Origin of the sequence: Desulfosporosinus sp. SYSU MS00001 (genome assembly GCF_049943955.1) — a bacterium.
Lineage (GTDB): Bacteria > Bacillota > Desulfitobacteriia > Desulfitobacteriales > Desulfitobacteriaceae > Desulfosporosinus.
Genome location: NZ_JBNFTW010000002.1, coordinates 583,976 through 599,023 on the forward strand (window position 1 = coordinate 583,976; position 15,048 = coordinate 599,023).

General features: G+C 40.0%; 17 protein-coding genes. 14 read left to right on the forward strand and 3 right to left on the reverse strand.

The genetic code is table 11. The annotated features are described in order from the left end of the window. Positions 1-282 precede the first annotated feature (282 nt). From ACPUYX_RS06105 to ACPUYX_RS06145, 9 genes are all read left to right on the forward strand, one after another. Positions 283-657, forward strand: coding sequence for a BlaI/MecI/CopY family transcriptional regulator (locus tag ACPUYX_RS06105; RefSeq protein ID WP_426378815.1), 375 nt, complete (start codon positions 283-285; stop codon positions 655-657). Between the two features lie 2 nt (positions 658-659). Next, complete coding sequence (locus ACPUYX_RS06110; RefSeq protein WP_426378816.1) at positions 660-2,498, forward strand: M56 family metallopeptidase; 1,839 nt, start codon at positions 660-662, stop codon at positions 2,496-2,498. Positions 2,499-2,508: 10 nt separating this feature from the next. Further along, on the forward strand, positions 2,509-3,480 hold the full coding sequence (locus ACPUYX_RS06115; protein ID WP_426378817.1) for a phosphodiester glycosidase family protein: 972 nt from the start codon (positions 2,509-2,511) through the stop codon (positions 3,478-3,480). A 43-nt stretch (positions 3,481-3,523) separates the two neighbouring features. Further along, positions 3,524-4,783 (forward strand): hypothetical protein, encoded by a 1,260-nt coding sequence (locus ACPUYX_RS06120; RefSeq protein ID WP_426378818.1) that lies wholly within the window; start codon positions 3,524-3,526, stop codon positions 4,781-4,783. Between the two features lie 222 nt (positions 4,784-5,005). Beyond that, positions 5,006-5,488 (forward strand): cytochrome c3 family protein, encoded by a 483-nt coding sequence (locus ACPUYX_RS06125; RefSeq protein WP_426378819.1) that lies wholly within the window; start codon positions 5,006-5,008, stop codon positions 5,486-5,488. Positions 5,489-5,774: 286 nt separating this feature from the next. Further along, positions 5,775-5,972: a helix-turn-helix transcriptional regulator gene (locus ACPUYX_RS06130; RefSeq protein WP_426378820.1), complete on the forward strand. Its 198-nt coding sequence runs from the start codon at positions 5,775-5,777 to the stop codon at positions 5,970-5,972. A 3-nt stretch (positions 5,973-5,975) separates the two neighbouring features. After that, entirely contained in the window at positions 5,976-6,404 is a 429-nt protein-coding gene (locus ACPUYX_RS06135; protein WP_426378821.1) for a hypothetical protein, read from the forward strand. Positions 6,405-6,526: 122 nt separating this feature from the next. Then, positions 6,527-6,805, forward strand: coding sequence for a hypothetical protein (locus ACPUYX_RS06140; RefSeq protein WP_426378822.1), 279 nt, complete (start codon positions 6,527-6,529; stop codon positions 6,803-6,805). A gap of 283 nt (positions 6,806-7,088) precedes the next feature. Next, entirely contained in the window at positions 7,089-8,825 is a 1,737-nt protein-coding gene (locus ACPUYX_RS06145; RefSeq protein ID WP_426378823.1) for a cell wall-binding repeat-containing protein, read from the forward strand. An 89-nt stretch (positions 8,826-8,914) separates the two neighbouring features. On the opposite strand, the gene ACPUYX_RS06150 is transcribed toward ACPUYX_RS06145, so the two are convergent. Beyond that, a complete protein-coding gene (locus tag ACPUYX_RS06150; RefSeq protein WP_426378824.1) occupies positions 8,915-9,160 on the reverse strand; it encodes a DUF4405 domain-containing protein in 246 nt (81 codons plus the stop codon). A gap of 584 nt (positions 9,161-9,744) precedes the next feature. Here ACPUYX_RS06150 and ACPUYX_RS06155 point away from each other — a divergent pair. The 4 genes from ACPUYX_RS06155 to ACPUYX_RS06170 all read left to right on the forward strand — a co-directional run bounded on the left by ACPUYX_RS06155 (position 9,745) and on the right by ACPUYX_RS06170 (position 12,394). Beyond that, a complete protein-coding gene (locus ACPUYX_RS06155) occupies positions 9,745-10,791 on the forward strand; it encodes a phosphodiester glycosidase family protein (protein WP_426378825.1) in 1,047 nt (348 codons plus the stop codon). 92 nt (positions 10,792-10,883) lie between these two features. Next, positions 10,884-11,498, forward strand: coding sequence for a DNA-3-methyladenine glycosylase family protein (locus tag ACPUYX_RS06160; RefSeq protein ID WP_426378826.1), 615 nt, complete (start codon positions 10,884-10,886; stop codon positions 11,496-11,498). 140 nt (positions 11,499-11,638) lie between these two features. Continuing rightward, on the forward strand, positions 11,639-11,803 hold the full coding sequence (locus ACPUYX_RS06165; protein ID WP_426378827.1) for an aspartyl-phosphate phosphatase Spo0E family protein: 165 nt from the start codon (positions 11,639-11,641) through the stop codon (positions 11,801-11,803). Between the two features lie 93 nt (positions 11,804-11,896). Then, entirely contained in the window at positions 11,897-12,394 is a 498-nt protein-coding gene (locus ACPUYX_RS06170; RefSeq protein WP_426378828.1) for a GNAT family N-acetyltransferase, read from the forward strand. A 37-nt stretch (positions 12,395-12,431) separates the two neighbouring features. On the opposite strand, the gene ACPUYX_RS06175 is transcribed toward ACPUYX_RS06170, so the two are convergent. Beyond that, positions 12,432-13,403: a cation diffusion facilitator family transporter gene (locus tag ACPUYX_RS06175; RefSeq protein ID WP_426378829.1), complete on the reverse strand. Its 972-nt coding sequence runs from the start codon at positions 13,401-13,403 to the stop codon at positions 12,432-12,434. A 130-nt stretch (positions 13,404-13,533) separates the two neighbouring features. On the opposite strand from ACPUYX_RS06175, the gene ACPUYX_RS06180 reads away from it, so the two are divergent. Next, entirely contained in the window at positions 13,534-14,169 is a 636-nt protein-coding gene (locus ACPUYX_RS06180; RefSeq protein ID WP_426378830.1) for a GDSL-type esterase/lipase family protein, read from the forward strand. A 121-nt stretch (positions 14,170-14,290) separates the two neighbouring features. Here ACPUYX_RS06180 and ACPUYX_RS06185 read toward each other — a convergent pair whose 3' ends face one another. Next, positions 14,291-14,935 (reverse strand): TVP38/TMEM64 family protein, encoded by a 645-nt coding sequence (locus ACPUYX_RS06185; protein WP_426378831.1) that lies wholly within the window; start codon positions 14,933-14,935, stop codon positions 14,291-14,293. Between the last annotated feature and the right edge of the window lie 113 nt (positions 14,936-15,048).

The following is a 15,048-nucleotide window of genomic DNA, read 5'->3' on the forward strand; positions in this document are numbered from 1 at the left end:
TTCGTGATTCAACCATATTACAATGCGGAAGTAGAGCAATTTTTATCCAATCGTACCAGGGGCCTGCGACATGCATAAGCGCCCTCACCGAAGCACCGATGTTCAGCTATTAGCTGAACGAGTTTACTCTTTATCATTCTTAACTCATGAATGCCGATTGTAATCGAAAAAAATCTTTAAAGATTGACAAGTATCGTTTACATGTGTAATATAATTATCAATTACACATGTAAACTTAATTAAACTCTAAAATATGTAACGCAAAGAAAGGAAGTTATTTAAGTGATTAAAATCCCTAATATATCAGATGCCGAATGGGAAGTTATGAAAATATGTTGGTTATCAGCGCCATGCAGTGCCAATGAAATCGTTAAGGCCTTAGAACAATCGACACATTGGAAACCAAACACAATTAAGACTTTAATCGGGAGGCTTGTCAAAAAGGAAGTCCTTGGTTTCAAAGAAGAAGGGAGATCTTATAGCTACTATCCGCTGATAACCGAGGAAGAATGTATTAAAGCTGAGAGTAAGTCTTTCCTAACACGTGTTTTCGGCGGTGCTTTAAAGCCTATGCTCGTCACTTTTCTTAAGGACGAAAAACTCTCTCCAGCAGAAATTGAAGAGCTAAAGCAACTCCTTGAAAAAAGGGAGGACTGAAGATGCTGATGCAACTACTGGTAAATTATCTCAACCTTTTTAACTGGGTTATGATGATATCTGCCAAAGCGAGCATCTTTGTAATTCTCTTGTTAGGAGTAAAGTTTGCACTCAGAAGTAAACTAGGAGTTCGCTTTCACTATCTGCTTTGGGTAGTTTTACTCATTGGTTTGTTGTTGCCTTGGACCCCCACTAGTTCCGTTAGTGTTTACAATTTTCTTGACTTTTCCAAACTGCAGCAAGGTGCTGCAACGATCTTTAAGAGCCCATATCAACCCTATTTTGAAATGCAAAAAACTCAAACTCATTTGGACAAAACTCTTGGTGTCATAAACACAGACAGCAAGGCCCTGTCGACAGCGGCGACGCAAATATCAAGTAATAGCCTCCCCATTATTATTCAATTAATGTACCTAGATTGGTTCTGCGGAGTTTTGTTAGTGTCAATACTTACTATAATTAGTAACAAACAATTTGCGGCAAAAATCGGAAATAATTTAATTACCGACGATAGAATCCTCTCGAATTTCAATAGCCTCAAATTGAAATTGAAGATAAAGGCAGAAATCCCCTTAATTACAACAAGACATGTCAAGAGTCCCTCCTTATTTGGCTTATTCCATCCCCGTATATTATTACCCCTTGGCTTTGAACAAACATTTAATTTGGAACAAATCAACTATATTTTGTTACATGAATTAGTACATTTTAAGCGCAAAGACCTTTGGATTAATTGGCTAGCGCAGGTATTAGTCACAATTCACTGGTTTAACCCCTTACTATGGTATGCTTTTTTCCAAATGAAAGAGGACCAGGAGACAGCCTGCGATGCCATAGTAATATCTCGCTTTGCCCCAGAACAGTCCAACGACTATGCTCATACTTTGATCAAGCTGGCTGAGACATACTCTTCAGTTCCGGCGCTGACCTGTATGGCGAGTTTAGGCGGCTCAAAAACTCTGATTAAGAAAAGACTTATTCTGATCTCTAAGCCTAAAAAAACTTCAGTCAGCTGGTTATTACTGAGTGTCGCGGTTATAGGCTTAATAGCCTTTTCAACATTTACTAGTCCCAAAGTAAGTGCGGAGCCGTTATACAATCAAAACACCAATAATAATGAGCAAATAGAGGGACCATCAAAGGCTATCGCTTCAAGTTCGGGAATTATCATAGAGGATATTACCGGTTCAACATATAAAGGCAAAGTGATGCTGATTAAAGACTCCAAACGAGTCAATTTAGCAATGACTAAAAATATTGGTATTAGCGGAGAAAGAGTCAGTGATCTGGTCAAAGATACGGGAGCGATCGCTGGAATTAATGCCGGGGGGTTCTCTGACCCCGATGGCAAAGGTAACGGTGCTTTTCCCGAAGGTTTAGTTATGCATGAGGGGAAAGTAGTTTATAACAATGTGGGAGACAAGAATGTTAACGTTGCCGGCTTTGATGAGCAGGGAAAACTTGTTATTGGCAGCATGACTGCAAAACAGCTGCAGGAAAGTAACATGCGTGAAGCTGTTACCTTTAAACCTAATCTTATCGTCAAGGGAAAGGTTGTCATCGATAAAGACGGTGGCTGGGGAATTGCTCCTAGGACAGGCATTGGTCAAATGGCCGACGGGACGGTTATTCTTGTTGTAATTGATGGCCGTCAAGCCACCTGGAGTCTTGGAGCTACCTTACGTGACCTGGCAGAAGTCTTTGCCGATTATCACGCAGTCACCGCGGTTAACCTGGACGGCGGATCCTCTTCAGAAATGTTCTTTCAGGGTAAGGTCCAGAATCGGCTGGGAAACGTTTTTGGTGAACGCTATCTTCCCACAGCCTTTGTCGTCAACTAAAGGAGGCATTATGAGGAAGAAAAGAAAAATACACCTTACTAAGGTTGTTAGCTTTATTATGTTCAATGTCCTTTTTACTGTGCTCCTTGCCCCTTTTATCACGTTCTGGGGGCCTTTTGAAGCCACTAAAACAATAGCCGTTGGGTCTGTTCTAACGTCACGACACCCCCAGGTTGTTAAGGCATTTCTCTCAGATCAAGAAATAAGCGACATTGTGAACAATTATGATAATTCAAATGCAGCCTCTGATCCGACAATAAAGACTACTGTTACCGATGCCTCTGCTGGGATTACAATAGAAACAATTAATGGTAAGTCTTTTAAAGGCAAGGTGATGCTCATCAAGGACCCTAAACGGATAAAAGTTGCTGTGACTAAAGACTTAGGGATTAAAGGAGAACGGGTGAGTGACTTTGTGAAAGATACAGGAGCTGTTGCCGGAATCAATGGCGGAGCGTTTTGTGATCCTAACGGTGCGGGAAACGGTGGGTTTCCCGACGGGTTAACTGTGCATAAGGGGGAGATTGTCCAAAACAACATCGGCAGTAATAGCACAGACATCGTAGCTCTGGATAAAGAAGGCAAACTGATTGTAGGACATATTACAGCAGATGAAGTCAAAAAGAAAAATATTCAGGAAGCGGTATTTTTCTGGCCCCCTTTAATCCAGGACGGAAAACGCTGTGAATTTAAGGATTCAGAATGGGGAATAGGACCTCGCACAGCTATCGGACAGAAAGAAGATGGCACGATTATCCTGGTTGTCATCGACGGACGTCAGCCGCTTTGGAGTTTGGGGGCCAAAATGAGTGACCTCTACAACCTTTTCAGGGATTATGGGGCAGTCAATGCGGCTAATCTGGATGGCGGCTCCTCTTCGGAGCTCTTCTATAACGGAAAAGTACTTAATAAACTCTGGGATTGGTCCGGTGAGCGGTACCTGCCAACCGCCTTTGTGGTTATGCCGGAGGACAGCAAATAATGACCTTGAATTTTAAATACTGACACCAAAGGAGAACTATGGCATGAAGAAGAAAATGCGTACCCTCTTGGTGTGGATACTAGTTTCACTCATCCTGCAATTTGGAGGGTACTCTCTTTTAAACAAGCAGATGGAACGGGTTCTGGGAAATTCGGGGACAGATAGTCAACCACCCATTACTACCGAGCTTCAGGCAACGATCTCAGGTTCAGGGTTATCCAATATCCAGGTTTCCTATTCTAAAGATTATGCCGCGTATATGGACAATAATGTACTGAAGGTTTTTAATCTTAAAAAAGGAAAAGTTGTGTTTGAGAAAAAACCGCCCTCAGCTAACGATCAAACATTAGGGGTACTTGATTACCAATGGCTGCCGGATCGAAATATTTTACTCTATTTTTATGCTCGAAAAAACCCAAATGCTGTAACGACTGTAAAAGTCTATCCAGCAAAGTCTGAAGTCTCGACGCCTTCAATTTCGTTTAATTCAGAAGACCCTAAGCAAGACAAAACCGTTATCAAGACCTCTCCCCAGCCCAAGCTTGAAAAACGCTATGGCAATCCTCAGCTCACGGAACTATATTCTTTGGAACTTCCGAATAGTGACGAAGATGCAGTCCCGGATGATCGCCTGAATCCTTTTGAGAGTGGTAGTAAAGAGTTTCCAGCAGGCGGAAAAATTGAAAAATTTGTTGTCTCACCTGTTACCAATTTGATGTATCTAACTGTGAAGACCGGCTCCGAGCAGCAGCTTATGAAGATCGATGTTATGAAAAAGGTTAGCGTTCTCAGCGAATCACAGGAGGAAATCGATAATATGGCCGCTTCTGACCAATATGGAATCCTCTATATTGATAGTAAGCTAGGTGCTCTTCAACAGATTACAGCAATCCAGTATAATACTGCTTCGCAAAAGAACAAACGTTATATCATCACTAAAAATACCTCAGATCGAATCCTCGGCGTTAAAAAGGGAAAAATATATATCGGAGAAGTGAAGAACAATCAACTTGTAACGATAAAAACTACGAATGATCTTCCGGACGTTAAAGAAAACCCTTCTTTGGAAACCGAATGGATAGGTTCAATTCCCTTCAACTCAAATACACGTGCGATTATAGGTGCTGATGGACAAATAATTGTCTGCGATAATCAGAAAGCCTATATCGTTAGAGATGGACATCTTAAAGAGGTCGTTTTGCAGGGAGATGAAAATTATTGTTCCGATGATGGAGCTGAGCTTATCCAGCTGAGAAAGGAAGGTGCCTCCACTTTATTTAAATTGCAGCCATTAGAGCAATAGCCTTAGGCAGGTTTCAAAATCAAATGAAGGAGAGCAAATACCTGTCGCATCAAATAGTTAAGCACATTGTATAGGGGTGAGGCTCTGATGTTCAGCTTTAGCTGAACAAGTTTACTACTTCGTGTTGTCTTGAACGAAATTTGAATGTTCCAAAGTCAATTCATTAAAATGATTGATTTCTCACATACTACCAGAAAAAGAAAACTGTCGGAGATTAAAACTATGTGGAAAAAAATTATTTTAAGCGTTGCCTTTACCTTTGTTGGCTTATATGCTTTGTTTCAAGTCGGTTATTATGCTACATCAACGCCACCCTTTTGCGGCACATGTCATGAGGTGAATAAATATTTAACCTCATGGCAAACCTCTGTCCATAACGATGTAAACTGTCTGGACTGCCATCAACCGCGAGGTGAGCTGGGAAAATTTCATGCCAAGGCTCGGGGCCTAAATTATGTCTTTCAACATTTCAGCGGTGATTATACGATTCCTACCAATGCAATTGTATCCGATCAGAATTGTCTTCAATGTCATCTAGGGGATGATAAATCATTTCCCAATGCAGCTAAACTTAAAAACACTCCACAAGTAGATCATTATCAGACGATTAAAAAATCCCAATCCTGTTTAGAGTGCCATAGAGCAACTGGGCATGATGTTGATATCTATTTGACTCGTGATTTAAAAGGCATAAAGCAATTATAGTCTAACCCGGCGTTATTATTCTTAAGGGAGCGTTGCAAAACGAACTTGAGCAGTTCGAAGAGCAACGTTCTTTTTTATGTTCCAAAATTAATAAGTTTTACCAATTAATTTAGTTGTTGACACCGTTCAACTGTCAAGCCATATTCTGGAGGGAATAAAATGACGAAGCATTATACAGGGACTTTATTTTGACACAATAGTAAAGTAAGCTTTACATCGTGCAGTAATCATGTTACCATAGTTTATATGGAAAGTATCCTTTACATTCGTATTTGGAGGCATGTCTTTGAAAAATAAGCTTGAAGAAATTAGAAAAGAACGCGGAATTACACAGGAAGAACTTGCTGATAGATTGGAAGTATCAAGGCAGACAATTAGTTCTTTGGAAAATGGCCGTTATAACCCGTCTATCATACTGGCATTTAAGATTGCTCGTTTCTTTAATCTGAGTATAGAAGAGATATTTATCTATGAGGGGGAGTAGAAAGTGAAGAAACCCAAATTATGGTTATACGCTCTTTTAACAGTCGCGGGAGCTGTGCTGTTTTATTTGGGAGAGTTTGTTTTGGTCAGTGAAGCAGTAAAACAACTTTCAGGTCTGGGCATTGGGCTTGGTGCAGCTTTGTTTTGTCTGGGAATAGGGAAGTTTTTTGATGATCTTTTGGTATCAAAGACTGAAGGTGAAACAATGAAACGCAGAATAGCAATTGAACGTAATGACGAACGGAATATACGATTAAGAGAAAAGGTTGGTGCTAAAGTTAATCAAGTATTGATTTATCTTTTGAGTATTTTGGTGTTGACCTTGAGTTTCATGGGTGCTAAGAGTGTCATTATTCTGATGGTTACTGCCGTTATTTTAATTCAATTAATTTTAACCATCGTGCTGTTTAATTATTATGGAAAGAGAATGTAAGAATTCAATAATTGCTAGAATTGATTTTCTTTATTCGTATCATAGGTTGGCGACTTGTCTCATAGTCATAACTAATATACTCTTCTTCATTTGCAGGTTGATTAGAAAGTAGGAGGGGCGTTATGACTAAAGAACAAGAAATTCTCGATTATCTGGAAGTCAATTTATTTAACCCCATTTTGCAATCACCAACAGCCTCAGAACGGTTCAAGAAGGCGACTCGTGGTTTACGTTTACGAATGAAACAGAGAGATGCTCAAGGGATGATACAATACTTCTGGAATACAGTTGTCGATACTAAGACGAAACAGGCAAATTACGGGCGTTTGCTTGAGAATGAAGGGTTTTCTGAGTTTGAGGAGGTTGTAGCTAACTTTCGAGTTCGTTTTAAGGAATTGTAGGCAACAAACAAAAAATAAAAGTGACTTCTCTAATAGGGTCAGCAGATTAAGCTGAACCTTTTTTTATCAAACCTTTGATTCAAATCGTAAGATATCCGCTTCTAAAGTGGAAGTGATTCCCATGGGTAATTTCGGTTGATCCCGACTTTGGAATAATATCCCAAATTCGTTTAAATAGGACACGTTCATTGTTTAAAAGCGCATCAGCAGCATGCTCTCTTCGACACTCTTCATTTCTTCAGCGTGAGATAATTATCTCGATAATTGAAGGAGTGAGTATTTGATGAGCAAAAAGATGATCGCGTCAATCATTATTGTTTGTAACACAATGATGGCAGGGTTTCCGGTTTATGCCGCAACGAATAATTCAAGTTCAGATATTAGTATGTCGCAAAGTGTTAAGCCGAATCGTTTAGCTGGGAAGACAAAATATGAGACAGCCAAGGCCATTTCAGAGTATTATTGCAGCGGTAAAGTTGATAATGTTATTCTGGCAACAGGAAATAACTTCGCTGACGGAATTTCAGCAAGTGTATTGGCTCATACTAAAGAAGCTCCTATTCTCTTAGTTAATTCAACCGTTGAGAATTCTCAAGATGCCTTTGACTATATTCGCCAACATCTTGATCCCTCTGGAACAGTTTATATTATTGGGGGAACAGGAATTATTGGGAATGAGTTCGAAGCTGAACTTAACGAACTAGGAATTACCAAAATTGTCCGAATTGCCGGTTTAGATCGCTATGATACATCTTATCAAATAGCTGAATCTCTTCACACTGCGAGGGGATCATCCATTGTAATTTCATCAGGAGAAGATTATTCCGATGCGTTAAGTATTTCTAGCTTTGCTGCTAATAAAGACTGGCCAATTCTGTTGTCACCTGCCAAGGAACTCCCTGAAGAATTGAAAAATTATTTGCAAGAACAAAAACCAGCGAAGGTTTTTGTTACTGGCGGAGAAGTTCTAATCTCGAACAATGTAATCTCCGAAATCCGCGATCTTCTGCCTGAGGCAAGTATCGAGCGGTTAATGGGGCAATCACGATTTGATACCAATGTGATTATTGCCAAGACATTTGTGACCAATCCGGCAACGGTCTATCTTGCCAACGGTTATGGTTTTGCAGATGCCTTAGCGGGAAGTGCGGTAGCTGCTCAAAAAGGAGAACCCATAATTATGGTTGATCCTTCCATCTCTACATTACCTAAATCAACAGCGGGTTATTTTGAGAACTTTTTCATGAATAACTTAAGTCCCGATTTAGTTGCCTTTGGCGGAAACGGAGTGGTATCCGATGAAATAATGGCAAATTCAAAACGTTTAATTTCAGGAGCAGTGAAAGGTACGAGTATCTATTCCATAGATGACCTTAATCAAACAGTAACTCAAAATGAAAGTTATTCTTTGCCCACAACAGTCCCCGCAAAACTCTTTAATAGTGATATTGAGAGTCTGCCTGTCCAATGGAATCCCCAGACGGTTGATACCAGTAAAGTAGGTACAACAGTTTACACCGGGGTCATTGATGGTGTTGCTAATCCTATAAAGCTTAACCTTACTGTCCGAGAACCATTGCCAATCGCCCAATATACGACTTACTTTGATCCTGGCTTAGCCAATAGAACTGAGAACATTCGCCTTGCAGCGAAAGCACTTGATGGAAAACTTTTAGCGCCTGGAGAACGCTTTTCCTTCAATAAAAGTGTCGGAGAACGAACTACTGAAGCGGGTTATAAAGAAGCTCTGATTATAGAAGGAGATTCTTTTACCCCTGGACTTGGAGGGGGGGTATGTCAAGTTTCCTCCACGCTGTATAATGCGGTCATTCTTGCGGGCTTAGAAATTATTGAACGACATCGCCATACGTTGCCCATCAGTTACGTACCACCTGGGCAAGATGCAACTGTTGCTTATCCAGAACTTGATTTTAAGTTTGAAAATAATACAGCGGCATCTATCTTAATTCGTAGTTTTGTTGGGGACAATTCTTTAACATTCAAGCTTTATAAGAAGTAAACCTCTCGCCGATTGGTATTAGTAGTTCATTCTAAAAAAACAGTTAAGCTGTTGTATTTCTACAAGAAGCGTATGATAAACAGGTAGAATTATAATTTCCTTAAGTTCTGGAAAACCCTTTTATACCACTTCCAGTGACCCCCAAAATGATAAACAGAGACAACGATAAGAATAATGGAAGTCCATTTATGGATGGTTTCAAAGAACATGGCTAATTCGTCATTTCCTGAATCAAAAGGAAAGATAAACCAGACGAGAAGACCTGTAATTGATACTATCAACAATAGCAAGATTAACGTAGTATCAACCAGAAAACAATTTTTGACTTTATTCAAGCTACACCTCCCAAGAGATAGTTCAGATCGTCGGCCACGCCATAAAGAGTTCCTTACTTTGTTAATACGACCAATGCATTTAGGTTATAATCTGTGTAAGGAAGATTTGGCGAGGTAATTTATGGATGCTAATTTTTTGACTAAGATATATCTTTTTAATGACGTAAGTATTAATAATCTTTATTTAAATAACCTCACCGTTTTAACCGGAAGGTGAATTATTGAACTCAATAATTATTAAATTGGCAAAGAGGTAAACCTTCCCCTTTGTCAAGGACAATAAAAAAGGCTGTCCATCCAGTAACAAATTACTGGGTGGATTTTTAATATGGCAGGTACCAGTCAGTAAATAGTTATAGTATTCATTTGGAGCCGTTTCCTTAAGTTCCTATAGGTATTAGAAATTTACTATTGTAATCCATATAGGAAACAATTGTTTCAATTGCTCAAAGGTATCGCATTTTTCCAGATGGAGTTTATCCTTCATATTTAGTTTCCGAAAATTGGTTTAACGTTATCGTGAAATATGTTGTAGAATATAGATATTTAGGATATCGGGTTTTCTCCAAGAGAATGGAGGTAAAATGAGTAATACAGGAATTTCTCGATCATCTGATCCAATGGGGAACCAGAGGCTTCAGCGAAAACCTGCCGGAATTTATTATTACAGCCGTAGGAAAAAACGGCTAAAGCAGGCTTTTATAGGGATGTTTGCAAGTTTCTCGATTTTTGTCTTGTGCTTTTTAGGATTTTTGTTTGCACCAATTGAACCTTTTACGTCCCTTCGTGATTTGTGGGTAACTAGTGCTATGACTACGCTGCATCATCAATATTTGGCCACCTTTATATTTAGTGAAGCGGAAATCAAAAAAATAATGGATAGTAACAGAATAGCCGATTTGGGGAATTCTCATCCTGATAATATTCGAACTCAAGGAACGGTCAATAACAGTGGAACGGAACTAATTGATATTAGTCAAAAGGGATTTAAGGGTTACTTGCTTAAGATTAACGATCCGGGACGCGTTAAAGTCGCTGCGACGCGTTATCTGGGTAAGGTGGGAGAAAAAGCTGAGGATATCGCCAAGGAGAACGGAGCAAGTGCCGTAATCAACGGCGGGGTGTTTGATGATCCACAAGGGACCGGCAATGGCGGGCAGCCTCTCGGTATTCTAATCTCTAATGGTCAGATTCTTCATAAAGATCCCGTTTCATCTTTTGATATCATTGGGTTAAATCGTGATAATGTATTAGTTCTTGGACATTATACTTTAACTCAAATTAAACAAATGGATATACGGGATGCAGTTACCTTTAGCCCGTTTCTTGTCGTCGATGGCAAGCCTTCAATTACTTATGGGGACGGGGGATGGGGGATTGCTCCCAGAACAGCCATCGGACAGACTAAGGATGGCACAATCTTAATGTTGGTTATTGATGGGCGGCAAGTTGGTTCTTTGGGTGCAACCCTTAAAGATGTACAGGATATTATGCTTCAGTATGGCGCCTATAATGTTGCTAATCTTGATGGCGGTGCATCTTCTGTTCTTTATTATAACGGTAAGATCATTAATCATCCGTCAAGCCGATATGGCGAACGTTCTATACCATCGTTCTTTATTGTGAAATAGTTTTTAACGAGAAGTTAAAGTAATGATTTGATTTCAGTCTTATAGAGCCGCTTATTAGTGCCGTCAGCGACAGTGGCGGAATGGAGGTAATTATGGATGTTACTAAGGAAAAGTCCTTTTTCGTCTATGGCCAAAAGGAGATAGATTACCTCAGAAGAAAGGATAAAAAACTGGGTGCCGCTATTGACAGAATTGGTCTGATCCGGCGTGAAATTACTCCAGATCCATTTACTGCTCTGATCTCCAGTATTGTCAGTCAACAAATTTCCAATAAGGCGGCAGAAACGGTTTGGAACAGATTGAATTCCCTATTTACTGAATTGACGCCTGAAAGCATTGATCAGATGGATCTTGCTGAAATAAAAGACTGTGGGATGTCGGAAAGAAAAGCAAGCTATATTAAAGGGATTGCTGAGGCAGCCATAACGGGAGTTGTCGATTTCCCAAACTTAAATATGTTATCGGATGGGGAAATCATCTCCAAGCTTACTTCCTTACGAGGTGTGGGTATTTGGACTGCGGAAATGCTTCTCATATTTTCTTTGAACCGTCCCGATGTCTTAAGCTATAAAGATTTGGCCATTTGCAGAGGTATGATGAATCTCTACAATCTTAAGGAACTTCCTAAAGAGAAATTTGAACGTTATCGAAAACGATATTCTCCCTATGGTTCGGTAGCCTCACTATATTTATGGACTTTATCGTGATAGCAATGTCATTTCGATGTCGATCTTTAAAACAATGTTTTATTTTAACTCTAAAATAACCTCTAAAGAATTGAATTCTTTTGCTGATTAGAGTAATATGTTGACAGGAAATAAGGAATTATGATTGGGGAGGGGAGATTATGAATCAGGATGAAGTTTTAGGTCTAATTGAGAGTCTACGGTCTCAACTCGTTATGTTAGCCCAACATAAGTCCTTGATTGATCCTGAAGTGATCAAGCTTAGCCAGCGTTTGGATTCGTATTTGACGCTCTATCATATCATTATGTCTAATCTTGTTAGTTAAAAAGAGAACTAATGGGCAAATACCTGGCTGCTGCTTATGGGATAGGAAATGATTTTTTAACGTTAAATTATTATGAATCTAGGGGTTTTCCGGATGATGAGAAGAGCAGTTGTTGCAGACGTTCCGCAAATTATGGACATTGTCCAAAAGACAATTTTGGAAATGCATTCATATGGGAATTATCAATGGGATGACAATTATCCTCAAGCCGATGATTTTACGATGGATATTAAGGCAGGAAACTTATACGTACGAGAAGAGAAGGGTAATCTTGCGGCGTTTATCTGTGTTAATAGGGTTGAACCTGAGGAATATTCTCATCTTCGGTGGTCCTCCCAAAGGGAAGGGATGGTAATCCACAGAATGTCTGTCCATCCTGATTATCGAAGGCGTGGTTTAGCTGTCGAATTGCTTCAATTTGCTGAGACCTTGGCTCAAAGCAATGATTTACCTTATTTGAAAACTGATACAAATTCAAAAAATGAAAAAATGAAATCTCTCTTTATGAAATGCGGCTTCAAATTTATAGGCCAAATTAATTTCATGTCTAAAGAAACCCCCTTTTTTTGTTACGATAAAGTTCTTGAGTAAGAAGCGCTGAACATCAACTTTCGATGTTCAGCGCTTCTTAATTAGAGGATTCAATTGGCTGCCAATCTCTAATCCCATCATCTTCAATAATGCCTAATGTTACATCTGTGACATCTTCGTATGCCAATAAATTGTCTCGAATTTTGGCTTTGATTTTATCTGCTTCTGCTAAGGTAAACCCTCTGCGCAGTTCAATGTAGCTTTCAACGTGATAAAAACGTCCTTCCTGGAGGATACGCATTTTATTTATATCTGTCACAGCAGGATCGGCCAAAATTATCTGAGATACTTTATCTTCCACCTCTTTGGGGGCGGAAACTCCAATAAGCCCGACCATATTGTCATACCCCACTCGAAAGGCAACTCCGACCATGAGCAGCCCGATTATGATCGCGGCAAATCCGTCAAGAGCCTTGAGAGGAGTAAAGCGTGTGAGTAGGATCGCTCCTAAAGCCAGAACTGCTCCGGAGGTGGCTACAAGGTCTTCATAAAAGACCAAACGGGTTGGGGGAGAAGCCTGTCTGACGTTTTTGAGTGCAAAAGGGATTAGATTTAGCCCTTTTTTATCACTGTGAGTCTCTTTGCCAATTTCACGGATTGCTTTAAGGAGAACGTAACCATCCGTTGCCATAGAAGCAACAAGACTAAAAATAGTAAATCCCAAGGTTTGAAATGACGAGGGATGCTTAATGAGATGGATTCCTTCGAGTACCGTTTCATAAGCCATAATTGTTACAACGATTACAGCCCCCATACAAAAGACATTAATGAGTCTGCCAAACCCCGTGGGGAAACGAGATGTTGGTTTTCGTTCTGCAAGGATGCTGCCGACAAAGACAAAGATCTGGTTAACCGTATCGGCCCCAGTATGCATAGCTTCAGCAAACATAGCCCCGCTTCCGCTGGTGAAAGCGGCAATGCCTTTAATCACAACCAGTATGAGATTTCCTATGGAAGCATATAAGGATGAGGAATTCCCCTTCTTAATTAATTGCCAGAGATTATTCATGAATATCCACACCAATCAATCATTGTTTCTTCTTAGCTTCTCTGAAATAAAGGTGTTTATTCGTCAGGCGTGACAGAAATGAATTGGAAATCATACCCTATTAGAAAAGAAAGATCTTTGGAAAGTAGGTGTGAATTTGTCGTTGTATCTGGCATTGGGAGATTCTATCACTGCTGGGTATGGGGTTGGAACGATTTTCTCGTTCCCGTCGATATATGCCCAATTTCTAAGAAGGCATGAGCCGAATTTACTGCTGCGTAACGTTGGGGTTAATGGTTTGACAACCGGCGGACTTTTAGTTTTGTTACGGCAAAACGAGGCAATACGTCTCTATGTTTGTCAGGCTTCGTTAATAACGATTACGATTGGTTCGAATGATCTTCTTCAATTCTTGAGGAATTCCTTGAGAAGTTCTGCCTGTATCTTTAATCCCGCTCAGTTGTCTTTGACCCTCGTTTCTATGGGGAAAACCGTATCCCAAATAGGGGAAGAAATCAGAAGGATAAATCCAAAGGCGACATTAAAAATAGGTACTCTGTATAATCCTTTACCGGCAGGACCCTATGCGCGGTTCTCTTGTGAAGCACAGCAAATAATTGACCAGGCCAATATGATGATTGCCGTCTGGTCAAATCGATATGGGGGAAATGTTGCCTATATTAATCGAGAATTTCGCGGCAAGGAGCAACAATTAATAGGCCCGGATTTTGCTCACCCAAACGTAACAGGATATCAGAGGATTGCCAGAGCCTTTAGCCGAGCTTAAGATTTGCTGAGACAGCCTTCATTTAATCATTGCATGAAGGCTGCTTATAGTATGTGATGAAGTTCTCTATTAAGTATTAGGAAGAGAAGGTGGAAAGGAAACTAGAGTGGTTTCTTTGTTTTTAATGCTGAGGATCTGTTCTATTAGTTATGTACCAATAATAAATTACTAAGCCAAAAAGGATTATTCCTATGCTTAAAGAAATAAGAAGACGGCCTGGATGGTGGGAAGCTCGCCAGAAATCATGGCCTACCCAAGATTCCCAAATAATCATTGGGAATTTTCCGCAAAGAGTAGCCAGAATAAAAGAGGGAAAAGGCATTTGAGATAATCCGGCCGAATAGTTGACGGCCGCAGAGGGAAGTATGGGAATGAGCCTGGAGAGAAAAACAATCGAAAAGCTGTTCCCCTCTATGAGCTTTCCCCATTTTCCTGATTGAGCGATTTTAGGTTGGGCCCAAGCTTGGCCAAGGGACCGAGAGAGCCAAAAGCCAAGAGCAGCACCTAAAAGGCTCCCTGCCAGAGAAAGCGAAAAACCGCCAAGCCAGCCAAAGAGGATAGTGTTCACTCCGGCAACCAATACGAAGGGAACTACCGGAAAAAGCATTAGTAGTGCAATTATTAAAATATCAATAAAAAGACTTAGGTTTCCCCATTGTTTAATAAAGGTTTGAAGAACAAAAGGGTGTTGAAGCTTGGGATAGAGGATAATCACCAGAGAAAGGGAGAGCAACAAGGTGAGAAGGGAAAAATGTTTTTTTTTCAAGAGATACCCTCCCAACGAAGAGTTTAACTGCGTACCTATTGTTTATCCTACCATATTATGTACTCTTTTGGATAGAAGTGATATTCAATCTTGAAAAGACTTTTTCTTTTCTT